This window comes from Stenotrophomonas maltophilia group sp. msm4, from assembly GCF_032025605.1.
GTDB classification, from domain to species: domain Bacteria; phylum Pseudomonadota; class Gammaproteobacteria; order Xanthomonadales; family Xanthomonadaceae; genus Stenotrophomonas; species Stenotrophomonas sepilia.
On record NZ_JAVSKK010000003.1, the window covers coordinates 461446 to 485351 of the forward strand.

Genomic DNA, 23906 nt, shown 5'->3' on the forward strand with positions numbered 1-23906 from the left:
GACCGATTCTCCATGGACGCGCTCACTGTAGCGCTGGGGACTGCCCGGCGGCCACTAGCGCAGTGACTGGTTGAAGAATCGTATTGCGGCGTCCACTGCCTGCGCGTGGGTCTGCGCCTTCGGCACCGATGTGCTGCACAGGTCCTGCAGCCGCTGTTGTCCGGTCGGGGTGCATGCGGCGAGGAAATCGTAATGGCCGACACCGGGCAGCACCTGCAGTGCAGCGCCCGCAATCGCCGCACGCGCAGCCTCGCCATTGGTCTGTGGTGGCGCGACCGTGTCCGCTTGGCCCAGCACGATCGACACCGGCTGTTTCAGCGAGGAGAGCTGCTCGGGCGCAAAGGCCTGCACGATTGCCGGCGCCAGCAGGAACACCGCGCGCACGCCGGGAATGGCGCGTGCGTCGTTGGCGTGGGACATCCATGGCGATAGCTCGGGCGACGCCGCAGCGGCAACGCGCGCCTCCATCGTGTGCGTTGCCGCCTCCTGTTGGGGCCGGCAGACGCCGTCATCCGGATGTGCGGTACAGAAGTCCCGCAATCGCTGCAGGTCCGGTCGCGCACCGGCTGCCAGCAGCGCGGTGTAGCCACCGGCCGAGAAGCCGGCGACCCCCAGGCGCTCAGGATCGACATGCGGGCCCAGCACCGGATCAGCTTGCACGGCCGCCAGTGCGGCACGCAGGTCATCGGCGCGCAACCAGGTCAGAAGGCTGCCGGGCAGGGTCATGGTGTCAACGCCGTTGTTGCCTGGATGATCCACCGCAATCACCAGATATCCGGCCCGCGCCAGCGCCGTGCCCAGCCAACCCATCATGCGCGCGCTGCCGCCGTTGCCATGCGAGAGCAGCAGGGTCGGCAGGCGATCTCCCGCGACCGGCGCATCCTTGGCCGACCGGCCGACGTGGAACAGCGGCGCGTCGGGTGGACCGATGGTCAGCGCGCTTTCGCGGCTGCCGGCCTGTGCCGGATACCAGACCGTGTAGCGCAGCGCGTCGCGGTGCCCTGCGTCGCGCACGGCGGCGCTGGCCAGCGTCGTCGTGCCGTGGCGCTCGCCGGCGACGCCGCTTTCGCGGGCGGCGCCGACGCTCGCGAACGCCAGCAGCATTCCTCCCAGCACAGCAGCGGTCATGCGCATCTTCAACTCCTTGTCAGTGGTGACGTTCTTCCACCGGCAGCCAGATCTCCACGCCGCCGTTGCCGCTGTGCTCGTCGAACCGGGCGTCGTAGCGCTCCAGGTCCGGCGCATCGGCAAGGCTCAGGTTGGACGCAGGGAGATAATGATCCAGCAACCAGAACCAGGTCGAGCGGATGGCCGAGATGTGTCCGCCGTGCCAAGCCACCAGGTAGCGGCGCGCCGGGATGTCCACGCGTCGCCAGTGCGCAGGCACGCTCGGCACCGTGCTTGCCGGTAGTGCCGCAATGTAGTCGAAGCCACCATCGTCATCACTGTTGCAGCACACGCCGAAGCTGACCGGTGCCGGCGTCGGCCACTCGCGGTTGAGCTGGGCCCATTGGCCCGGAATCGCGCCGCTGCTGTCGCGGGTATGCCGCATGCCGACGCCTGCCAGCTGGAACGCGGGCGTATCGAGCAGCCGGGGGGCTTCAATGCAGGCTGACGGGGCCTCGTCCAGGCGGATCGCCTGCACCAGCGTCAGCCCATCGGTGCCCTGTTCGCGTACCCGTTCCGGTGTCTGCCCGAACTGTTCGCTGAAGGCACGGGTGAAGGCAGCATGGGTGGTGTAGCCGGCCCCCAGCGCCACCTGCAGGATGTCGCCCGCGCCGTTGGCCAACCGCTGCGCGGCAGCGGTCAGGCGGCGCCCGCGAAGGTAGCGCACCACCGAGGTGCCGGTGCGGGCCTGGAACAGGCGTGACAGATGAAACGGCGACAGGCCGGCCGCAGCGGCGATGTCGGCCAACGCCAATGGCTGGTCCGCATGGGTTTCGATGTACCACAACGCCTTGCCTGCCGCGCTCATCCTGCCGTTCCCCGCATCCAATGCCGGCACAGTAGCGGATCGGCAGGCGCGGCGTTTAGCAGTTCTTGCGCTGCCGGGGCTTTGCGTCTGCCTGCGTACCGGCAACAATGCGTGCTTCATGGACGTGATGGGGGGCAGGGAGATGCGATCGACGACGGGGGATGCCAGGCCAGCGGAGCCCGGCCGATGATCGAGATGATCGAAATGCTGCTTGCCCTCTGGGTACTTCCCAGTCTGTTGACCCTGGCGCTGATGCTGCCGATGTTGTTCGGCGCGCCACGGTGGCGCGGCAACCCCTGGGTGTACCGTGTCGGCTTCGCGTTGCTGGGCGGGTTTCTGACACCGACGTTGTTGGGGGCCGGTCACGGTGGGTTGCCGTGCGCGACTATCGGCGGGCTGGTGATGATACTGACGCAGCTGCAATGGATCGGCGATCTGCAGGTCGACTTCATGGGGATCGGGATTCGCAACAGGGGCATCTGGATCATGTCCACCCCCGCCTTGGTGGTGTTCGCCGCCATGATGTTCGTTCCGCTGCGAACGGCACGGCCGGCCCGATTCGGCTTTGGCGACGACGCCAACGGCTAGCCGCTGTGTGCGGGGTGGGGCGTGGGTCTGCATTGCCACCCATGCATGGCGTGGATCTACGGATGAGTCCTGGCAGGGGCCAACCTTGGTTGGCGCATCAAGCTGTCGTACTGACGTCATGCCTCCTTCACACATCGCGCCGAGACTGCGCGCCTTGTCCAGGCCTGTTGTGTGCGCACAGGTGCTGGCCCTGTCGCGCCCTCCCGGAGCCCTGCCGTGCATCGTTCGAAGCTTTCGCGTTCCATCCTCCTTGCCCTTTGCATGGCCAGCGCAGGAGGCGCGATCGCAGCGGAGGCCGATGCCGTCGATGCCGCCGGCGGCAGCCGCGCCGCGCCCACCCAGCTCGACGCGATGCTGGTCACCGGTACGCGCGCGTCCAACCGCACCCAGTTCGAAACGCTGGCGCCGGTGGATGTGTTCAGCAAGGAAGACATCACGTCCGTCGAATCCACCGACCTGAAGGACGTGCTGGCCCAGCTGGTGCCGTCGTTCGTGGTGCAGCGCCTGCCGATGGCGGACGGCCAGGTGTTCGTGCGTCCGGCCACGCTGCGTGGCCTGTCGCCGGACCAGACCCTGGTGCTGGTCAACGGTCGCCGCTTCCATCGCAGCGCGCTGCTCGGCAACCGCGGTGCGCAGGCGGCTGATCTGGCACAGATTCCCACCAGTGCGATCAAGCGCATCGAAGTGCTGCGCGATGGTGCGTCGGCGCAGTACGGCTCGGATGCCATCGCCGGTGTCATCAACATCATCCTCGAGGATGGCCCGGGTAGCGAGATCACCGCCGGCTATTCGCAGTACGCGCAGGGCGACGGTGCCTCGCGCGATTTCAGTGTGCGCACCGGTTGGTCGCTAGGCGACTATGGCAGCCTGGTGCTGTTCGCCGAATCGTCCAACTCCGACGCTACCTCGCGCACGCGCCAGCGCCCGGACGCGATCGCCTTCCAGGCTGCCCATCCCGAGCTGGACGTGCCCAATCCGGTACAGCGCTGGGGCCAGCCGGAACTGGAAAGCCGCCGCGTCGGCTTCAACGTGAAGGCCCATGCCAACGACACGCTGGAGCTGTATGCGTTCGGCCTGTACAGCCACAGCGATGGCGTCAGCGATTTCAACTGGCGCAACCCGGACACCACCACCGGCGCCTATCGCACCACCGCCATCTTCCCGGGCTGGAACCTGCGCTCGCTGTATCCAGTCGGCTTCAGCCCGCAGTACGGCAACGTGCAGAACGACCTGCAGCTGGTCGGTGGCCTGCGCGGCGAGATCACGCCGAAGCTGCGCTGGGATGTCAGCGCCTCGTATGGCCGCAACGCCATCGACTATCGCCTGAAGAACTCGATCAATGCCTCGCTCGGCCCGGCCAGCCCGACCGACTTCGATCTCGGCCGCCTGACCCAGACCGAGAAGAACGCCAACGCCGACTTCAACTACGAGTGGGACGTGGCCGCGCTGTCCCAGCCGATCAACGTCGCCTTCGGTGGCGAGTTCCGCCAGGAGACCTACCAGGTGCGCGCCGGTGATCCGGCCTCGTACGCGGTGGGTCCGGGCGCGGCCGCGGGCCTGGAGGCCAACTCCAATGGCGCGCCGGGCTTCTCGGCCAGCCAGGCCGGGCAGTGGAGCCAGCGCAGCAGGGCCGCCTACGTGGACATGGAAGTGCCGCTGGGCGAGCGCTGGAGCATCGGTGCGGCCAGCCGCTACGAGGACTTCTCCAGCTTCGGCAGCACACTGGACGGCAAACTGTCGGCGCGCTTCGCGATCACCCCGGACGTCGCCCTGCGCGGCACCGTGTCCACCGGCTTCCGCGCGCCGACGCCGGCGCAGCTCAACACCACCAGCACCACCCAGGGGTTGGATACGCGCACGCTGCAGATCTTCACCAGCGGCCGCCTGTCGCCGAACGATCCGCTGGCGCAGCTGCTCGGTGCCAGGCCGTTGAAGCCGGAAGAATCGCGTACCGCATCGCTGGGCCTGACCTGGCGCACCGACCTGGGCCTGTCCGGCTCGGTGGATGTCTACCAGATCAAGCTCACCGACCGCTTCAGCCAGTCGGCCAGTTTCGCCATTCCGGCCGGTACGCCCAATCCGCTGGGCTATACCTCGGTGAACTACTTCACCAACGACTTCGACACCACCACCACCGGCGTGGACGTGGTCGGCAACTACCTGCGCGATCTCGGCGCGGGCCGCATGACGCTGACCCTGGCCTACAACTACAACCGCACCCGCGTGGACAACGGCAGCACCTCGGTGGCCACCAACGAGACCCAGCGCGTGCTGTTCGAGGATCGCCTGCCCGAGCACAAGGGCAGCCTGACCGGCAGCTGGGACATCGGCGCCTGGTCGCTGATGGCACGCATGCGCTACTACGGCGCCTGGACCGATTCCAGCGGCAATGCAGTGGGCGATATCTACCAGCGCTTCGGCGCGATGAGCTTCCTCGACCTGGCCGTCGGCTATCGCATCAACGAACATCACAGCCTGCGCGTCGGTGCCGACAACGTATTCGACCGCTATCCGGACGAAGCCACCTTCCAGGCCAGTCGCGGCCTGGTCTACTCGCGCAACGCGCCATACGACACCGACGGTGCCAACCTGTACGCACAGTACCGGCTGAGCTTCTGATGGACCCGGCCCGCCGCTCCCTGTTGCGTGCCGGCACCTTGCTGCCGGCCGCAGCCGCACTTTCTTCACTGCCGGCCATGGCTGCGACGCGTTACGCTGCGTCCATGCAGATTCCCGCAACGACCGCGGCGCCGGACGTGCTGGCCCGCGATGAAAACTACTGGGCCGCCGTGGCCAGCCACTTCGATGTCACCGACGAAGTGAACCATCTGGAGAACGGCTACTGGGGCGCGATGGGCCGCGAGACGCTGGCCAGCTACCAGCGCCACACCGCGGAAGTGAACCGAGGCAATGCCTGGTATGGCCGCCGTGAGTTCCCGGCGCAGTACATGGCGGTGCAGCGGCAGGTGGCCGAACTGCTGGGCGTGGGCGCCGACGAGATCGCACTCACCCGCGGTGCCACCGAGGCGATGCTGGCGCTGATCGGCGGCTACAACCGCCTGCAGCCTGGCGACCAGGTGCTGTACGCCGACATCGACTACGACAGCATGATCGGCGCGATGCGCTGGCTGCAGCAGCGCCGCGGCGTGCAGGTCGAGCGCATCGCGCTGCCGGCCGTGCCCGACCATGCGCAGATCCTGCAGGCCTACGAGGCCGCGTTCGCGCGGCTGCCACGCCTGAAACTGGTGCTGCTGACCCAGGTCAGCCATCGCCATGGACTGGTGCTGCCGGTGGCCGAAATCGCCGAACGTGCGCGCGCACGCGGCATCGACGTGATCGTTGATGCAGCACACGGGTTTGGCCAGATCGACTACGCGGTGCCGCAGCTCAAGGCCGACTTCGTTGGCATCAACCTGCACAAGTGGATCGGTGCACCGGTCGGCGTCGGCGCGATGTATGTGCGCAAGGGCCGCGTTGCGGACCTGGAGTCGTACATGGGCGAGACCGACGATGGCCGCGTGGGCAGCCGTGTGCACACCGGTACGGTCAACTTCGCCGCTTACCTGGCGCTGCCGGAAGCGATCGCGCTGCACCAGCGCATCGGCGCGGCCAACAAGCAGGCGCGCCTGCGCTACCTGCGCGAGCGCTGGACCGTGCCTGCGCGGCAGATGGCGCATATCGAAGTGCTGTCTTCGCCTGATCCGGCGCTGGCCAGCGCATTGGCCAGCTTCCGCCTGCGCGGCCACACCTCGGTAGAACAGAATCAGGCACTGCAGAAGCGCTTGCTGGATGAGCATCGGATCTTCACCACCCATCGCGATGGCCTGGAGTCGGGCGCCTGCGTGCGGGTGACACCGTCGGTGTTCACCCGGCCGGCGCAGATGGATGCGCTGGTGCAGGCTCTCGCGGTCCTGGTCTGACCCTGCTTTGGTAGGTGCCAACCTTGGTTGGCACATTCCCACTGTGCGGTGAAACCTTCCGCCGGCCAGCGGCCGGCACTACCGACCGGGTAGGGGCCGACCGTGGCACGGCACATCACCCTGCTTTGGTAGGTGCCAACCTTGGTTGGCACATTTCAACCGCACCGGGGAATCGTCCGCCGGGCAGCGGTTACCGCTCGATCGCCGGCAGCGCGTTCGACAGCAACCGGTCAATCCTTCCGTTGATGCAGAACTGTAGTGCCGAACATCGTCTGAGCTCTACAGTCGCAACGCACACCAATCCCCCGGCCGGCCAGGAGAGCCAACCGGCCAGGGGCACCACTCAACGCCTTACTTGGTCTCTTCCCACTGCACCACGTCCGGCTCGGTGGCGCGGATACCGGCGGTGGACAGCAGCTTGGTGGTCGCATCCAGCGCAGCGTTTACCGACGGGTACTCCACGATGGCCTGGCCCGAAGCCTTCGACACCTTCACCACGGTGCCACCGGTGGCCGTAGCCGCGCGCTGGGCCGAGGCTGCATCGGTGAAGAACACCTTGACCCGCGACGTCGCCACTACCGGCGCGCCGTCACGGGAGACAGCTGCGGCGAACTTGCCGGCGCCGGCATCGGCAGGTGCCGCCGTTGCGCCATCCAGCGAACGCTTGGTGCGCGAACTGGTGGTCGCCGCCGCCTGCGGGGTGATCGTGAACTGGCCGCCGCTGGCCTGCTTCACGGTGGCCGAGGGGGACAGCTGGAATCGCGTGCCGCCCACATCGAACGTGCGGCCGGTAGCGGACGCCTTCAGTTCCTGCGCATCCACGGTCGACAGGGTCCTGGCTGGAGGGATCTGCCCCGAGCTCTGCGCCCAGGCAGGGGAGGTCATCGCCGCGAAGGCGAGCGTGCTCAACAGAATGGTCTTCATCATCAGTGCCCCAGAACGCGGATCTTGAAGAATTCGAGGTTGCCGCGCGATGCTGCGGTCGCGGCCTGCCCCATGTCGGTGACTTCCAGCGTCCAGGTGCCGCTGGCATTCTCATCCAGGAAGGCATTGCTGGACAGCAGGTCCCAGCTGGTGAAGTTGCTCTGCGCGCCACCCGTGCCCGAACCGATCGCGGTGAACGCCGGTTGCACCACGCTGCGGGTGCCGCTGGGCGACACCAGCACGAACTGCAGCTGGCGCGTGTTGCGGTGGTTGACCCGGAAGCCCAGCTGCACGCTTTCGATGCTGCGCGCGCCGTTGGCCAACTGGAAGGTCAGGCGTGCGGCGGCAGCCGAGGTGTTGCCGATGGCCACGGTACGCGTCGTGTTGCGCCAGCCGCTGTCGACCAGCGGGCCCAGCGACTGGAAGTTCTCGGCCACCTGCACTGCACGCGCAGCGTTGACCACGCCGAAGCCATACCAGTTGCTGTAGGCACGGCCGGCGGCATTCACCGTCCAGCCCGGCACCAGCGTGCGCCCGTCGGCCAGCGTCACCGCCGGCTGGTTCGGGTGGTTGCGCGTGGCGGTGGTGGCCAGGATGTACTTCACATCGCGATAGGACAGGTTCGGATTGGCTTCCAGCACCAGTGCCGCCACGCCCGATACCATCGGCGCCGATGCCGAGGTGCCGTTCATCTTGGCGGTGTAGTTGCAGGTGCTGTCGATGGCCGACAGGTTGCTGTCCAGTGTGTTCTGGCGGTTGGTGTTCTTGTTGCTGCCCTGGGTGCACCCGGTCACATCGGTGGTGACGATCGCCGGGTCGTACGCGCGTGCCACCAGGCCGGGCGCGTACTGGGCCTGCAGGCCGTACTCACCGCCAAAGGCCGACACCCACAGCGCCGAGCCGGTGGAGGAGTACGATGAGCGCACGCCATCGGCGCGCACCGCGCCCACGGTGATCACGTTGAACAGGTTGTTGCGCGGATCGCGGCCGGCCGGCACGCAGCCGGTGTTGCGGTTCTTGGTGTCGGTGGTGCAGACATCCTGGGTCTGGCTGATCGAGGCATTGTTGAAGTTGTTGCCGGCCGACTTCACGTAGATGCCGCCGCGGCCACCGCGCGTCCCCGACAGTGCCTGCTCATACGAACGAATCGTGTTTTCGCTGTACGCCAGCGGCAGGTTCGGATTGCCCGGGCCGGCGCCCCAGCTGTTGTTGAACACCTGCACGTCGGCCGATTCCGTGCCGTCCCACCAGGCGTACTCGATGTTGCTCTGCTGGTTGCCCAGGGCCGAGCGCGAAATCGGGTTGAAGCCCTTCAACGTCGCCGCCGGGGCTACACCGCGCACGCCCAGGTTGTTGGCGCCCACCGCACCGGCGATGCCACCGACCATGGTGCCGTGGTTGTCGACATCGGGATTGGTCGGGGTGGGGTTGTTCGAGCCATTGGTGAAGTTCTTGCCGGCTACAGCGGCCACGTTGGCCGCCAGGTCCGGATGCGCGATCTGCAGGCCGTCGTCGACGATGGCGATGGTGACGCCCTGGCCACGGATGCCATTGCGGAACAGGCCATCCACGTTCAGGTCGTTGCCTGCCACCGGCAGTGTGTCAGCCGGGACCGTCTGCCCGGTGTTGAGCAGGTGCCACTGTATCCCCGCCAGTGGATCGGCCTGTTGGGCCTGGGCGGTGACGGCCAGGCTGCCCAGTACCAGGGCAGTGGCGAGGGCCAGGCGCGCGGAGCGCGGTGGCGCGGTGCGTTGCGTGTGTCGCTTCATACACGAATCCTTCTGTTGTGAATCGGCATGGCAGGACGGCGGGGCGGATCTGCCCCATCGCAACGAGCCAAACGCGACACAACGAAGAACCCCCTACCTCTTCACACCCGCAATGTGCGAATGTGCCAATTGCGTCACAAACGCTTAGTACGTCAAGTTATGACGGGGCACTCGAATGCCTTCACGCCATCATCGCGTGCTTGCTTCGAGGTACGGGAAACCTGGGTAATCGCATGCAGGTGAAGTCACACATGAAGAAGGCACGCCAGCGTGCCCGTGCACGCGCGGACCAGACTCCGCTCTCGGTTGCCGTCATCCGCAAGGTGGTGCTGTCCGTGCATACGCGCAGCCACGACTATGGCGACGATGCCGATATCGCCGAGTTGCTGCCCGAACTGGCAGCATTCGGCATCACCACGGTGAAACCGCTGCGCCTGCTGATGAAGAAATACCGTCGCGCACTGCTGCAGGAGGAACGGATCGTCATGCGACGCGCAGAGACGCTGCATCTGCGCACCGAGTGGCGGCCCGGTGGCATAGACGTGCACGCCAACACCAGCCGCTACGCCATCGGCGGCCTGGTCCGCACCAGCATGGAACACGAATTCGGCTTCGAGACGATGCTGCCCTTCCACGAGGTGCGCGAGGACGAGCCCGCGTAGCGCGGTGCCTGCCCGGTGGGTGTGGAAGCCCCGCCGGGGCATCATCGCGCGCCCTCACATCGCGCTGTGCTACTACAGCCCGTGCACCCTTCCGCACGGAGCACGACGATGGTCAATCCGCTCGCCCAGGCCCATCGCGGCCTCGGCACCACACTGTTCAGCCTGTTGAACCCGATACCCTTCGGCTTCTTCGTCGGCGCCTTGATCTTCGACGCGATCTACCTCAACAGCGCCGAGGTGATGTGGGGCAAGGCAGCCGCCTGGCTGATCACCTTCGGCCTGCTGATCGCCATCGTGCCGCGCCTGATCAACCTGTTCGCAGTCTGGCGCCGCGACGGCACGGCCACCCGCATCGACCGCATTGACTTCTTCCTCAACCTGGTCGCGGTAGTGCTGGCCATCTGGAATGCCTTCGTGCACAGCCGTGATGCGTATGCCGTTGCAGTGCCGGGCACGATCCTGTCGGCGCTGACCGTGGCCCTGATCGCCCTGGGCCTGATCCTGCTGTCACTGCAGCCGCCGGTGCTGCAGGGAGGTCGTCATGGCTAAGCACATCCTGCCCACCATGGGCGCCCTGGCGCTGGCCGTGATGCTGTCGGCCTGCGCCGGCAAGGCTGAATACCATCCCGCCGACCAGTCGGGCCCGCAACCGCCACTGCCCAAGCCGGCCAACTTCCTGATGCCGCCGATGCAGGTGCCCAAGGGCGTCGGCTGGGCTGATGGACAGACCCCCACGGTGGCCGAGGGCCTGAAGATCGAGCGCATCGCCGCCAACCTGCAGCATCCGCGGCGCCTGCTGACCCTGCCCAATGGCGATGTACTGGTGGTGGAAGGCAACGGCCCCGGCGAAGAACCGGTCACCACGCCCAAGCAGTGGATTGCCGGCAAGGTCAAAGCGCGCTCGGGCAAGGCCGGCAAGGGCGGGAACCGGGTCACCCTGCTGCGCCGCACGCCGGGAACGAACACCTGGACCCAGCATGTCTACATCGAGGGCCTGCATTCGCCGTTCGGCATCCAGCTGATCGGCGACACGCTGTACGTGGCCAACACCGGCAACATCATGCAGTACCACTATGTGCCCGGCGAAACCCGCATGTCCGACAAGGGCCGCGAGTTCACCGACCTGCCCAGCACCATCAACCACCACTGGACCAAGGAACTGCTGGCCAGCCGCGATGGCAGCAAGCTGTACGTGGGCGTCGGCTCCAACAGCAACATTACTGAAAATGGCCTGGCCGTCGAATACCGCCGCGCGGTCGTGCTGGAGGTGGACGTAGCCACCCGCGGCAGCCGCATCTTTGCGTCGGGCATCCGCAACCCGACCGGGCTGGACTGGGAGCCGAGCACTGGCCAGCTGTGGGCCGTGGCAAACGAGCGCGATGAGATCGGTGCCGACCTGGTGCCGGACTACCTCACCTCGGTGAAGGAAGATGGCTTCTACGGCTGGCCCTACAGCTACTACGGCCAGCACGTGGACGAACGCGTGCAGCCGCAGCGGCCGGACCTGGTGGCCAAGGCGATCGTGCCGGACTATGCCATCGGCTCGCACGTGGCACCGCTGGGCCTGCTGTTCTACACCGGCCAGGCGCTGCCGCCGCAGTACCACGGCGGTGCCTTCATCGGCGAGCACGGCAGCTGGGACCGCTCGCCATTGAGCGGCTATGAAGTGGTCTACGTCTCGTTCAAGGACGGCAAGCCGACCGGGCGGCCGCAGACCGTGGTCAGCGGCTTTGCATCGAAGGACGAGAAGACCCTGATGGGCGCACCGGTGGGCATGGCGATGGATGCCGAAGGCGCATTGCTGGTGGCCGACGACGTGGGCGACGTGGTGTGGCGGGTGTCGGCCAAGTAGCTGTGTAGCGTCGAGCCACACTCGACTGCTGTGGATCCGGCCTTTGTAGAGCCGAGCCCATGCTCGGCTTACGCGCGCAGCGCGCGGGTTTCCGTGCACCGAGCGAACAGCAGCCGAGCGTGGGCTCGGCTCTACAGTTCCGCGGTACTGCTGCGGAACCCGCTGAACACCGATTCCGCAGCAAATCCCACGCCGCCCAGCAGCACGCCGAAATACACCACCGTTGCCACCACGAAACCGTAACCGGCCGCCACCGCCGCACCATCGCGCTGGATGAAGCCAATCGCAAACGACATCAGCGCCAGCGCCGGCAGCGTGTTGCTGAAGGGAATCGGTCCGGCCGGCGCCATCAACAGCAGGGTCGCGAACACCAGCATCAGGTTGTTCAGGCGCATCATCTTCTTCGAGCGCACCATCACCGCCAGCCGCATCGGCCGCGACAGCCGCTCCATGCGGTGCACCCATTTCAGCGCACGGCCGAGGTTGGCCTTCAGCTTGTCGGTGGCGATCTCGCGGCGGGCCAGCTTCTGTGGCACCCACAGCGGGCGGTTGCGCACCCGGCTCAGGCCGATCAGCAGGATCGTGGCGCCAAACACTGTACTCAGCCCGGGAATCGACACCGGAATGATGAAGATGGCCGAGAGCAGGATCACGATCAGCAGCAGGCCCTCATCGCCCAGCGCGCTGAGCAGGGTGCCGACGCTCACCTGGTCGCCGGGCAGCTCGTCGATCATCTGTTCGATCTGCTGGGCCAGGGGCGCGCTGTCATTGGTTTCGGGGGCACGGTAGGTCATGCGTCGCAAGGTTCTCCAAGGAAGGGCGGTCAACGGGCCGTCCTGCGGTGGGGGACGCACAGGCTCCCGCAGTATCCCGGCCAACGTGGGCAAAGAGGTGAACCGGGCATGAGGGGTTAAACTGGCGTGCCCCGCACGAGTTGAACGCAATGGACATGGGCCGCCGGCAATCGACCATCGAACTGGTCGCCATCGACATGGATGGCACGCTGCTGGACCCGTCGCACCAGCTCACCGCACGCGCTCGGCAGGCCATCGCGCAGGCGCGCGCACTGGGCGTGCACATCGTGCTGACCAGTGGCCGCCCGGTCCCCGGCCTGGCGCCGTACCTGCACGAGCTCGGCATCAACGGCAACGACGACTACTGCATCGCCTGCAATGGCGGCCTGGTGCAGCGCATCGGCACGCGCGAAACCGTGGTCGAGTATCCGCTCAGCTTCGACGACTTCCTGTTCTGCGAGCAGGTCGCCCGCGACCTGGGCGTGCACTTCCAGGCGCTGGACAGCCGGCGCATGTACACGCCCAACCAGGACATCAGCTACTACACCGTGGCCGACTCGCATCTCTCGCGGATGCCGCTGTCGTACCGCCGCGTGGAGGACATGGATCCATCGATGTCCTTCATCAAGCTGATGATGATCGACGCGCCGGACGTGCTGGATGCCGCCATCGCGCGCCTGCCCAGCGAACTGACCGAGCGCTTCGCGGTACTGAAGAGCGCGCCGTTCTTCCTGGAAGTGTTCGACCACCGCGCCGGCAAGGGCCCGAGCCTGCAGAAGCTGGCCGAGCACCTGGGCATCGACCGTGCCAACGTGATGGCCATCGGCGACCAGGAGAACGACCTGACCATGCTGCAGTACGCCGGCACCAGCGTGGCGATGGGCAATGCCATCGACGCGGTGAAGGCGGTGGCGCGGTTTGAGACCAGCAGCAATGCTGATGACGGCGTGGCGCGCGCCATTGAGACCTACGTATTGCGTTGAGGCGCCAAGCGGCGCTCAGCGCCTCAGGCCCAGCACGCAGTGCGGAGCATCGCGCTGGCTGCGGACGATGATCTCCTGCGCTCCTACGGTGAGCGAATGGTGCTGCTCGTGGTTCCGCGCGATCAATGGCGCACCATGGCTGGGTGGATAGATGAATGGCTGCAGGGTGTAACGCATAGCCAACCGCTCCAGTGGGAAGCATGGCGTATCCACGAACGTGACGAACAGAAGGCGGATTTCATCGTCCTTGCCGCGTATAACGCGATACTCCACGTTATCGATGGCAAAGCCATCGGCGGTCAGCATCGGCTGTGACCGGTAGATGCGCGGTCCTGCATCCTTCTCAAATGAAAACGGCGCGATGATGCCCAGCTCATGCAACTGGGCCGGGCTGATCGGCGACGGCGTGGTGACGAGCGCGTCGATCAGGACATCCAGACGCTGTGGGGAACGCACTTCAACTCTGTCGTGCGATAGCGCAGTTTCCATGCACGAAAGCGACATCATGCCAACGGTGGCTATTGCTTTCCAGGTGGTCCAGCGGATCATCAAGGCTCCTGTCAATCTGGAATCGGGTATCTGAAGATACCGGACAGGACGATACCTGCGTATAGCCGCGCTGTACCACCGTGCAATAGCGAGTGCGGCAGTGCGATGCAAGAATTCCGCACGTCGAAATCACCCCATCGAATTCTGAGGCAGAGGATCGTCTTCCTCTGCCACTGACCGGCGCGCACCGCGCCGTCGCTCCCTCAACGCAATCGCATCGCCAGCCAGGGCGCCGACACCGGCGCTGCAACGCGCTGGGCGTGCGCCTGCGCCGCTCTCTCCCTGCACCCTGGATCTGTCCATGAACACCCCACCCACGACGCGCCTTGCCTTTGCGATCTTCGCCGCCATTGCTACACCGGCCTACGCCGCCGAGTCGCCTGACACTGCGCACGACACGCCCACCACGCTCAATGCCCTGCAGGTCATCGCCACGCCGCGTGGCGCCGCCGTGGCACCGACCCAGGTGGTCGGTCCCAACCGCTACATCATCAAGGCCGAAGACCTCGACGCGATGGTCACCGGCAACAACGGCCTGGCCATGCTCAAGCAGGTGCCGGGCGCCAGCTACACCGCCACCGACGGGCTGGGCCTGGATATCTCGGCCACCAGCCTGTTCGTGCGCGGCTTCCGCATGAATGAAATGGGCATCACCTTCGAGGGCGTGCCGCTGAACGACAACGGCTTCCTCTCGCTCACCGGCACCAGCGTGGTGAACGTGGGCGTTCCCGATGGCATCGGCGCGATCACGGTCAGCCCCGGTGGCGCACCGGTCAGCGTATTCTCCAGCAGCGTCAACGGCGGCAGCCTGGAATACCGGCTGCGCGACCTGCAGGACACGCCCAGCCTGCGCGTGAAGCAGGGCGTGGGCGGCAACAGCACATCGGTCACCACCGTATCCGGGCAGAGCGGCCAGCTCGGTGAGCATGGCCCGAAAGTGCTGGTCGACCTGCAGCGCGTGTCCGCCGACAAGTACCAGGGCGAGGGCACGCAGAACTTCCTGCGCGGCGACCTGAAGCTCCAGCAGGACGTCGTCTGGGGCGATTTCACCGTGTTCCTGTCCGACAGCAAGGCCAAGGTCTGGGGCTACAACAACATCTCCTTCGACATGATCCACAAGCTGGGCTGGAAGGCCGACATCTTCTATCCCGATTATGCGTGGGCCTGGTACGTGGCCTCACCGGAGACTGCGGACCAGTCCTGCGGCGCCTACACCTGCGGTGAGCTGTCCGAACTGATTCCGTACGACACCGGCCAAATCACCCGCGACCGCGTTTCCTCGATCAACCATCGCTTCCAGATCACCCCGGCACTGAGCGGCAACGTGCAGCTGTACAACGCGAACAGCCACACCCAGGCCACGCTGGCCGACCCGACCGTACCGTCACCCAACGGCGCACCGTTCTCCGAACAGGTGCAGACGCCGCGCCTCAACCGGCTGGGCGGCATGGTCAACGTGCAGTTCGAGACCGGCGCGCACACCTTCACCGCCGGTTTCTGGCAGGAGAAGAGCAAGGCTGCCGCCAAGACCGAGTGGTACCAGCAGCCACTGCTGGGCGAGGGCCCGCCGCTGAAGGCCACCGGTCCGTTCGATGTGTACGGCCCCGCGTTCAAGACCGACAACGCATCGAGCTGGGTAACCCGCTCTCGCCAGTTCTACCTGCAGGACGACATCGTGTTGAACGACACGCTGAAGCTGGATGTTGGCTTCAAGGCCGTGGACTTCCGCACCCGCGGTGGCGGCCTCGGTGATGCCAGGGATCGTCCGGTGAACGGCACGCTGCGCGCGAAGAGCAACTTCCTGCCGCATGTCTCGCTGTTCTGGAGCCCGACCGAATCCACCGATGCCTTCATCGACCTGGCCAACACCATGAACGGCTACCGCGTGGCCCAGCGCGGCAACATCGGCTACACCGCCTCGGCCTGGACCATCACCGACCAGGAAGAGTTCGACCGCGTGGCCGGCACGCTGCGCCCGGAGAAGAACTGGAACCTCACCGTAGGCGCGTCGCATCGCTTCGATCGGCTGACGATCACCGGCGACGTGTTCTACAACGACATCCGCAACCGCCTGCTGTCAGCAGCCATCGGTACACAGTTCACGCAGATCAACACCGTGCGGCTGATGCCGAAGATGCACGTGATCGGTGCCGGCCTTGGCACCACCGCCGACCTCACCGACCACCTGCAGTTCTACCAGGGCGTGGCCGTGGCCCGTTCGTACTACGACAGCGATTTCGCGGTGGGTGACACGGTGTACCCGATCAAGGGCAACGCCCAGCCGGGCTACCCACAGATCTCGCTGGTCAGCGACCTGTCCGCCCACTTCGGTGACTGGCGTTTCGGTGCCACCAGCACCTCGTACCTGCGCCAGCCCTTCACCTACGAGAACGACATCCGCGTGCCCATGTTCTGGCAGGTCAACACCTATGCTGCGTATCGATTCGGTGCGGACAGCCCAGTGCCCGGGCTGGAGCTGCGGCTGGACGTGAGCAACCTGTTCAATCGCCACAACATCGGCACCGCCACCATCGCCGGCTCGTCGTTCTCGGGGGACTACCAGACTCTGCAGCGCAGCGCGCCACGGCAGCTGATGTTCAGTACCTCGATGGCGTTCTGACCCCCTAGAAACGCCCAAACCCCGCCTTGCGCAATCAACAGGGATTTTCTGGCGGCGACGCAAGGTTCCCACAATGTTGCTGGGTCATCCTGTGCGCATGGCACAGCAGACCCCGCCAACCCGGTTGTTCGGCATCCGAGGCCCAGGACGGCCCCGGCAGGCGCCGTCCGTGGCACCTGTGATCGACCTGCAGGCCGAGTACCAGTTCTGGCACGTCTACGAACGCGTGGTCCGCCCGCTGCCCGGCGGTGGGCTGCGCCGGGCCTGGCTGGTGTGCCAGAAGGTGTATCGCGACCGCTGGCAGCACCCGCACGACAGCGACGAGGCGGCGTTGTCGCGGGTGTTGTTCGGCGGGAACATGACGGCTGGCCGGGCATCGGAGCTGGCGGAGCTCCATGCGCTGGTCAGCCGTCGGGTGGCGTTGCTGGCGAAGCGGGGACGGGTGCATTCGGCAGCCTGATGCCTGCCCTTGGTGGGGTCGACTGTTAGTCGACCGCTCTTCGCATCTACCTCTCAGAAGGCCGCGCTTCGCGCGAGAGTCGACCAACGGTCGACTCTACCAATAGCCAACCCGACCGGCATTTCTAAGGCTTTCCCCGGTCCAACTGCCGATAGCCAATCGCTTCAGCCAGATGCGCGGTCTGGATCACCTCGCAACCCGCCAGATCCGCAATCGTGCGCGCCACCCGCAGAATCCGGTGCATCGCACGTGCGGAAAGCTGCAGACGCTCGATGGCCTGCTCCAGCATGTCCTGATCTGCCTCGCTGAGTCGGGTACAGGCTCGCAGCGCCGCTGGCGGCAGATGCGCATTGAGCCCGCCGCGCGCCTGCTGCCGGGCATGGGCGGCTTCCACCCGTGCACGTACCGCAGCACTGGGCTCACCCAGTGGCGTGCTCTCCCGCAACTCCACTGCGTCCATACGCGCCACACTGATATGCAGGTCGATGCGGTCCAGCAGCGGGCCAGAAACCCGCGCACGGTAGCGGTTGATGCGCTCATCACTGCACAGGCAGCGGTTACTGCGGTCGCCGGCCCAGCCACAGGGGCAAGGATTCATCCAGATGTTTTGTGAGGAATAGTGCTTGGGAAAAAAGATAAGGTGCGGCAAATTAGCTCTGCTCACCACGGTAGCTCACATTGCATGGCAACTAGAAAGAAGAAGGGTGTCGGCGAGGTCCAAACGGGCCCGGACGGACTTTGGATCACGGTAAGGGCGATCGGTCGGGCGCATGGAGTAGCGTCGATTGACTTCACATTTCTTCGGAGTTGGATCGGACCTCGCGGTCAAGCCGCATTTGTCGATGCAATTGTCAAGCTATCAAGGCGCTACGTCGCGGCCCAGAACACGTACTCGGTTCGCTGCGTCCTTCAGTTCTGGCAGGCCCTCGGTGCAAGAAGGGGGTGGCCGGCTCCAAGTCGTCGAATCAGTTCCGCTGCCTTGGTCGCGCAACTGTCTGATCTTCGGGGTGAGTTCTACGCGGCCAGAGCGGCGGTTGGAGTCGCGCTAACTACGATCACGAATCAGTGGACCAGCTTTGTTCGATTCATCCCCTGTCTTGTTCAGACCGGTGCAATCAACTTCGTCGAATCGAAATTGGCTGCCATCTCCGCTCCGCCTCGCGCGCTCATCATTGCGGATAGGGAGCATGCTGCAAACTCACCAGTGTGCCTGAACAACGCCCCAAAGACTTTGAACTCGGCACAGAACTCATACAACGACAATCTCTTCGAGTCGATCTCAATCGTTGATGGAAGTGCAGAGTACCTAGATCGCTATCAGGAAAAACTTGGGAAGGCAGTAAACACGATTCTCCACTGCGCAGTGAAGGACTTCGAGGAGTTCGTGGCTCAACGAGAGAGAGGCTTGGCTGAAATTAGCCGTTTCGACGTAGGTTCACTACATGAGCTTAAGGCGCATCGCCGAGGCGGATTCTCCCGAGAGAACTGGGGGCACCTGCTGAATCAAGAGCGATATGAGAAGGGTCTCAGGATTGCCTTGGGGATATGCGTCTTTGATATGGGCGGGATTCCTAGGCAGCGACGCAAATTCGATGTGAAGTCGAGCAAGGCATCCATCTTAGATGGGTCTAGCAGAATCTGGGACTTCGTTTCTTCGTTCGGAAAGAACGAGCTCCTGCCATACCTTGGCATCATGAGTAGCAAGCAGGCGGCAGTCTGCATACTGATCCTACTCATTGAACACCCGATTCTTAACCCAGTGGCGTTGTACAGGGCCAGGATAGAAAGGGATCGTCATGGTGGAACCTACATCTCCTCCGATGGTCTTGTCGGAAAAGGGGGTATCCGCTTTAGCGTGGAGAAGCTGCGTGCGGGCGAGGAGAAGAGTGTGGAGCTTTCGCCTCTTGCCCAGCGAGTTCTTGTGAAGGTCTTCGAGTGGACCGAGCCCGTACGTACTCGGATGATCCAGGAAGGGAGAAGGAAGGATGCAAACCATCTTTGGATTGGCATCAGTAGCCTCGACTACCGTTTGAAAGCCTTCTCGGAGAAAGCGTTCCTGAATGCACTTGGTGCATCTGAAGCTTGGCGCAGTGTCAGGGGAGCCGGCATGGTCACCCGGGCAACGAACTTCGGGGAGCGCCATGCCGAGCTCGCTCCATGGAGAGAGAAGCTCACCTACAAGAATCTACGAATGAACTCCGGAGTGCTAAAGTTCCTTGAGGCAGATGGTGATCTTGTCGTAGCGGCGAGGATATTTGGCCACCGATCGGTCAAGACGACCTTGGGGCACTACGTCCCAAATGCCCTTCGCATCGCCTTGTTTGAGAGGCAGGTTAGGCGGCACCAGAACAGACTGATCGTTCAAGCATTTTCTGATCACGAGCGGCTTCTTGAAGTGTCGGATTTCTCGACGGTTGAGGACCTCCACCTGTTCCTCTCGGGTAGCGCGGACGAGGCTGCTGAAGCTCAGGTTCCCCGCCGTGTGTACAAGGCCGCTTCTCCTGGCGCGGGACTGATCCTCTGTAAGGATCCTGATGCGCTGGCGGTTGCAATGCTCTACCGGGATCGCTTGGAAAGCGCCAGTGCGACCTTCCTGGATCGACCTGATCTCCGGACCGGAGTTGCCCCGCGATTCTGGAGAGACTTTGTGGATGCGCTGACCGCGCCATTGCCCCCGGCATTGATTGAGATCACTGATCTTGTCGAGTGTGCATTGGCTAGAAAGACTGTCATCATTTCTCGCATTCGGCTGCCGGAGATCCGGTGATGGCTCAACTTCCCTCGGAGGTCCTGTCCTTCTTCAGTCGGACCCAAACCGGTTTGAGCCCATTAGTGCGTCCGTGGTGGCTGAAATCCGCGGTCCACGAATCTGTATGGAGAGTTGAGACGGGAAAGAGAGATCTGCGCCAAGTCGGTGAGAAGAGTCGCGGTGGGCAGGTTCTGAGATGGGATCTACTGCTACCAACGGGACGATTGAGCACATCATCTCACGCAGTTATCTGTGAACAATGTAAGGCGTTGATCATCGCCGTAGCGAAGGTACGTGGATCAACCCGGTCGCTCAGATCAGTTCATGGCGCACTGTTTCTCTTCGCAGAGTTCTTGGCCCTTAAGTACGAAGAGAAGTTCCTGCGTGACGGACTCCTAGTCGCTCATCTGGACGACGTAGAGGCATTCATGGAGTCCTATGCTGAGGCGGGGTCTTGCGGGACGGGGCGGTTCATTGAGCGCCTTAGCTCTTACCTTTCGGCTGAGATTCCGTTGGAACGGTTAGACGCGGATGAGGTTAGGAACCACTTTGGCTTGACGGAAACAAACCAGTTGAGTTTGGTCGCCATTGGCGCGGCTATATCGGTGGACTGGCAGAGGCTGCGCAGTAGTCCCGCATTTCGGAGCCATCTGACCCAGTACGGGTACCGAGGAGAACGCGACTTAAGCCGCGGCGCTCGTACCACCAGCGGCTATGCGGATATCTTTCCGCTACTGGCTCAGGCCTCGCACTCCGTCCAGACCCTAAGCGCGTGGGCTTTGAGCAATGTTCGCGAGGTTCGCGATGCTTGCCGACCTTTTCGCAGAGAACAGTCGGGCCGCACGGCGACATTGCCACCGACCGTCTGTAGGCAGTTTGTTAGGTCAGCGTGTGCGTGGATGCTTGAGGAGGCGCCTGCATTGGAGGCTCACCTTGCAGGGTTGATTGATGAAATCGCCCAAAGTGGTGACCTTGGCCACCGGTCGCCAACTGCATTGTTGAAGGATGCGGAAGCGCTGATTGAAACCGGTCCACTAGTACGCTGTTCGAGGTTCGTTTCCCAGCGTTTCAGGGAGAGAGGGGATGACAGGTACTGTGATTTGGAACCCTATCGGTTGTTCCCTTTGGTTCTCGGACTGATCCGAATCCATCTAGGTGTTTGCTTTGGACTTGTGGCCTTGTTTGCTTGTGCAAGGAGATCCGAGATCATTGACATGGGGTTGCATGCGCTCCTGACATCTGATGGTCGCTACCACTTGACGATTCACCAGGCAAAGCGGGGGGAAGGGAACGAGAGGCCGAGGTTTGACAAGCCTGTGCCACGTATCGTTGCCATGGCGATATCGATCATGAACAATCTCAGGACGCAACTACTTCGGGTGATGCCCAGGGAGGATTCGTTGCTGGATGATCGCGTGATGTTCTTCGTCGGAATGCAGGGCATCAGGCCATTCAGTGAGAATCATCCGCGCGTCGTTCTCCAGCTCATAAGTGACTACTTTGATCTCCGTGGCCCCGACGGAAAGCGATGGGTGCTTGAGCCTCATCAACTGCGAAGGAGCTTTGCTATGACATTCTTTCATTCGGAGGGGGAAGAGTCATCTCTACCTGCGCTCGCGTGGCTCATGGGTCATCATGATGTCGAGGAGACTTGGAGATACGTGAAGGAGTCTATGACGGGCAAGGAGATCAGTCATGCAGAAGCCTGTTTGGCGATGGCGGCTGTGAACTCAGGTGATGGCTCGGAATCTGCCCAAAAATTGAAGGCGCTTCTTCTCGAGCACTTCGGAAGCGACGATCTCGCTGTTCTCGATCATGATGATGTCTTGGAGTATCTGGAGATGCTCTCTGAGGAGCGAAAGATCAGTGTCAAGCCGATTCAGATTACAACCGGCGATCGTAGTACGTTCACAATCCTCATTTCGCACAGAGGGGAATGATGCCAAGGCTCAGTAAAGGACAGGTAGCTGCGGGTGTGCGGGACAAGCAGCTTCGTGCTGAACGGAGTGTTCGGGGCATCATCGCCATCCTGGACGAGGCGGTGGCAGTTGGGTCCCTTCTTGAAGAGCATAGTGATCTCTTTAGACGCATGAGTGATCTTGCCGGGATGAATGATGAGGCTCGAGGCATCTTTCCGATGTCGGTTCGAACACTCAGGAACAATGTGGAATCGCTGTACCCAGGCGGGATGGAAGCGTTTAGGCGTGCCATCGGAGAGCTTCTGGGGGCCGCGAGGAAGCCTGTTGCACAGCAGGAAGATGAGGCTTGGCTGGAGGATGCTGTTCTGGACATGACCGCTAGGTACAGTGATCTCGTGCAACGCTTCAAGAGGCTGGCTCTTGGATCGGAGGTCGCAGCCGATGAGCTAAAGCGACACTTCGATCGGTACCGCGGCTCTAGCTCCCTACGGGTAGTGAAGTGAAGATTGATGGTGGTTTGTGTAGGAGGGCCAGCAATCAATTCCGGTTACCGGGGGTTGGACGCGTCACCTCGTTCCTCGATAGGGGCGCGGCAGGAGGCATGAAGGTGGTGTTCTTCCCAAACGGCCGTTCTTGCTGGGAAGTGAATGCGTACCTAGTTCATTGCCGACGCCTTGGGCTGACGGTAGGTACGATATCCACCTATGCGAGTGAGCTAAGCCTGCTGGTACGATTTCTGTACTTGCGTCGCCTGGAGCTGAGAGAGATCGATGATGATCATCTGATCGAGTTTGCTGATTGGCTGGTGGTTCGGGATGAGTCCAGCGCAAGGCACATCAATCGTATCCTCTCACGTGTTCTCGCTTTCATTGGCTGGGCCGAATGTATCAGTCTCGGCCCTTTCCAGATCGGCCGGCTTGGTGAGCAGGCGATTATCACGGTTGAAAGGCGCGTGGTGAGGACGAAACGGCTGGACCGGGTGTCCTCGGACAGGCATGCAGCGATGCTTCCAAGTGGTGCAAAGCGAGTCGTACGACCAATGCCTCTTGAGGTATTTCGCCGACTCCTGGCGCAGTGCGAGCGAAGCGCGAAGCGCACCTTCGTAAAGAGTCGCAATCGCGCGATGCTCCTGATACTCGCGGATACCGGGATCAGGCGCGAAGAGCTTGTTTGGATCAGGGTCACCGATGTACTTGATGCATCGAAGGGTGATGGCATGCTGAAGGTGCGGACCTCGAAGAGGAGGGGGAACCCTATACGTCTGGTTCCTGTTCCCGCACTAACTTTGCAGGAGGTCATGAAGTACATCAGGGTGCAACGGGAAATGCATATGCGCCGCCATACCAAGTCCGGACGGGGGAGTCGCGACAAGGGTTGGGTCTTCTGCTCTCAGAGCGGTTCAAGGCTAGCTGCTGCAACGGTGAGCCAGACTTTCTCGGATCTGCGGGCGCTTGCCGGAGTTTCAGAGCGCGCTACGGCTCATATGCTTCGACACAGGTACATAACTCTTCAGGTCATCGATCGGATCAAGAGGCTTCGAAACATTGGGATTCTTGGCGTTGAGGCAGCAGCAACGGTACTCGCACAGGTGGCTTCTTTAAGCGGCCACTCCAATCCTACTAGCATGTGGGACTACATTGACTGGGCCTATCAGGAAATGGCCTCGGATGCCGAGAACCGCGGGACCTTGGAGATTGGCGAGCTCATCCGGGAACTGGAGGTTTTTGGTGAAGCGGCGATAGAAAGCTCCGAAGGGAGAGCCCTGCTTAGCCGAGTTCGTAGCGCACTTGCTTCGCAGCTTGAGAAGGCTCCGAAACTGGGTGTACTCGCCCACCAAGGGATGGGGCTGGGATGAACTGCTTGTGCAGGGGCGCCGGTGGTATGGGTGAGAGCCCTTTGCTGTTGGTGTGGTGCGGGCGATCCAGCACCTCTAGTAGCCGGAAGCGACGTCCATCGAACAGGGCGTCACTGGGGACAGTGAATGTCCTACAGAGTATTGGGTGTCGTGACCACCTTGATCGGTTGCCGGCGACGCCGTAAAAAGCGCCTTCTTCCTTGCGGATGCGATGCACACGCTTGTGGTCGTCCCACCAGGCGTCCCAGCGAAGCATCACCAACACGGGCTCACAGCCATAATGGATG

19 protein-coding genes and 1 pseudogene are annotated in these 23906 nt (G+C 63.5%); 13 read left to right on the top strand and 7 right to left on the bottom strand.

The window, feature by feature from the left end:
• Nucleotides 1-54: 54 nt before the first annotated feature.
• Nucleotides 55-1134 carry an alpha/beta hydrolase gene (locus tag ROV93_RS16340; RefSeq protein WP_180890737.1) on the bottom strand — a complete coding sequence of 360 codons (1080 nt, stop codon included), beginning with the start codon at nucleotides 1132-1134 and terminating at the stop codon, nucleotides 55-57.
• Nucleotides 1135-1147: 13 nt separating this feature from the next.
• Nucleotides 1148-1975 (bottom strand): AraC family transcriptional regulator, encoded by an 828-nt coding sequence (locus ROV93_RS16345; protein ID WP_072167982.1) that lies wholly within the window; start codon nucleotides 1973-1975, stop codon nucleotides 1148-1150.
• A 186-nt stretch (nucleotides 1976-2161) separates the two neighbouring features.
• Between ROV93_RS16345 and ROV93_RS16350 the strand changes: the two genes are divergently transcribed.
• From ROV93_RS16350 to ROV93_RS16360, 3 genes are all read left to right on the top strand, one after another.
• The gene (locus ROV93_RS16350; RefSeq protein WP_072167981.1) at nucleotides 2162-2563 is read left to right on the top strand and encodes a hypothetical protein; all 402 of its coding nucleotides are present in this window, start codon (nucleotides 2162-2164) and stop codon (nucleotides 2561-2563) included.
• A gap of 216 nt (nucleotides 2564-2779) precedes the next feature.
• Nucleotides 2780-5182, top strand: coding sequence for a TonB-dependent receptor (locus tag ROV93_RS16355; protein ID WP_080376937.1), 2403 nt, complete (start codon nucleotides 2780-2782; stop codon nucleotides 5180-5182).
• Entirely contained in the window at nucleotides 5182-6483 is a 1302-nt protein-coding gene (locus ROV93_RS16360) for an aminotransferase class V-fold PLP-dependent enzyme (protein ID WP_072167979.1), read from the top strand. Before ROV93_RS16355 ends, ROV93_RS16360 begins: the two co-directional genes overlap by 1 nt.
• Nucleotides 6484-6834: 351 nt before the next feature.
• Here the strand turns inward: ROV93_RS16360 and ROV93_RS16365 are convergent, their stop codons facing one another.
• Together ROV93_RS16365 and ROV93_RS16370 are read right to left on the bottom strand one after the other, a co-directional pair.
• On the bottom strand, nucleotides 6835-7413 hold the full coding sequence (locus ROV93_RS16365; protein WP_072167978.1) for a DNA breaking-rejoining protein: 579 nt from the start codon (nucleotides 7411-7413) through the stop codon (nucleotides 6835-6837).
• A complete protein-coding gene (locus tag ROV93_RS16370) occupies nucleotides 7410-9176 on the bottom strand; it encodes a S8 family serine peptidase (RefSeq protein WP_072167977.1) in 1767 nt (588 codons plus the stop codon). Before ROV93_RS16370 ends, ROV93_RS16365 begins: the two co-directional genes overlap by 4 nt.
• A gap of 251 nt (nucleotides 9177-9427) precedes the next feature.
• Between ROV93_RS16370 and ROV93_RS16375 the strand changes: the two genes are divergently transcribed.
• The 3 genes from ROV93_RS16375 to ROV93_RS16385 all read left to right on the top strand — a co-directional run bounded on the left by ROV93_RS16375 (nucleotide 9428) and on the right by ROV93_RS16385 (nucleotide 11690).
• Entirely contained in the window at nucleotides 9428-9838 is a 411-nt protein-coding gene (locus ROV93_RS16375; protein WP_227836799.1) for a hypothetical protein, read from the top strand.
• Nucleotides 9839-9946: 108 nt separating this feature from the next.
• Nucleotides 9947-10387 (top strand): DUF2231 domain-containing protein, encoded by a 441-nt coding sequence (locus ROV93_RS16380; RefSeq protein WP_072167975.1) that lies wholly within the window; start codon nucleotides 9947-9949, stop codon nucleotides 10385-10387.
• Nucleotides 10380-11690: a sorbosone dehydrogenase family protein gene (locus ROV93_RS16385; protein ID WP_072167974.1), complete on the top strand. Its 1311-nt coding sequence runs from the start codon at nucleotides 10380-10382 to the stop codon at nucleotides 11688-11690. Before ROV93_RS16380 ends, ROV93_RS16385 begins: the two co-directional genes overlap by 8 nt.
• 131 nt (nucleotides 11691-11821) lie before the next feature.
• Here the strand turns inward: ROV93_RS16385 and ROV93_RS16390 are convergent, their stop codons facing one another.
• Nucleotides 11822-12484, bottom strand: a complete 663-nt coding sequence (locus tag ROV93_RS16390; protein WP_072167973.1) for an exopolysaccharide biosynthesis protein — start codon at nucleotides 12482-12484, stop codon at nucleotides 11822-11824.
• A gap of 149 nt (nucleotides 12485-12633) precedes the next feature.
• Between ROV93_RS16390 and yidA the strand changes: the two genes are divergently transcribed.
• On the top strand, nucleotides 12634-13467 hold the full coding sequence (gene yidA / locus ROV93_RS16395) for a sugar-phosphatase (protein WP_072167972.1): 834 nt from the start codon (nucleotides 12634-12636) through the stop codon (nucleotides 13465-13467).
• A 15-nt stretch (nucleotides 13468-13482) separates the two neighbouring features.
• On the opposite strand, the gene ROV93_RS16400 is transcribed toward yidA, so the two are convergent.
• Nucleotides 13483-14016, bottom strand: coding sequence for a hypothetical protein (locus ROV93_RS16400; protein WP_227836801.1), 534 nt, complete (start codon nucleotides 14014-14016; stop codon nucleotides 13483-13485).
• Nucleotides 14017-14317: 301 nt separating this feature from the next.
• Here ROV93_RS16400 and ROV93_RS16405 point away from each other — a divergent pair, with 301 nt between their 5' ends.
• Nucleotides 14318-16636 carry a TonB-dependent receptor gene (locus ROV93_RS16405; RefSeq protein ID WP_072167971.1) on the top strand — a complete coding sequence of 773 codons (2319 nt, stop codon included), beginning with the start codon at nucleotides 14318-14320 and terminating at the stop codon, nucleotides 16634-16636.
• 73 nt (nucleotides 16637-16709) lie between these two features.
• Nucleotides 16710-17096 carry a hypothetical protein gene (locus tag ROV93_RS16410; RefSeq protein WP_072167970.1) on the top strand — a complete coding sequence of 129 codons (387 nt, stop codon included), beginning with the start codon at nucleotides 16710-16712 and terminating at the stop codon, nucleotides 17094-17096.
• 124 nt (nucleotides 17097-17220) lie between these two features.
• Here the strand turns inward: ROV93_RS16410 and ROV93_RS16415 are convergent.
• Nucleotides 17221-17694, bottom strand: a pseudogene (locus ROV93_RS16415) (ATP-binding protein); the annotation flags it as partial.
• A 381-nt stretch (nucleotides 17695-18075) separates the two neighbouring features.
• On the opposite strand from ROV93_RS16415, the gene ROV93_RS16420 reads away from it, so the two are divergent.
• From ROV93_RS16420 to ROV93_RS16435, 4 genes are all read left to right on the top strand, one after another.
• Nucleotides 18076-19863 carry a hypothetical protein gene (locus ROV93_RS16420; RefSeq protein ID WP_049444361.1) on the top strand — a complete coding sequence of 596 codons (1788 nt, stop codon included), beginning with the start codon at nucleotides 18076-18078 and terminating at the stop codon, nucleotides 19861-19863.
• 881 nt (nucleotides 19864-20744) lie between these two features.
• On the top strand, nucleotides 20745-21785 hold the full coding sequence (locus ROV93_RS16425) for a tyrosine-type recombinase/integrase (RefSeq protein WP_160314167.1): 1041 nt from the start codon (nucleotides 20745-20747) through the stop codon (nucleotides 21783-21785).
• Between the two features lie 35 nt (nucleotides 21786-21820).
• Nucleotides 21821-22267 carry a hypothetical protein gene (locus ROV93_RS16430; RefSeq protein ID WP_046984166.1) on the top strand — a complete coding sequence of 149 codons (447 nt, stop codon included), beginning with the start codon at nucleotides 21821-21823 and terminating at the stop codon, nucleotides 22265-22267.
• Between the two features lie 98 nt (nucleotides 22268-22365).
• Nucleotides 22366-23619, top strand: coding sequence for a site-specific integrase (locus tag ROV93_RS16435; protein ID WP_049441981.1), 1254 nt, complete (start codon nucleotides 22366-22368; stop codon nucleotides 23617-23619).
• Nucleotides 23620-23906 lie beyond the last annotated feature (287 nt).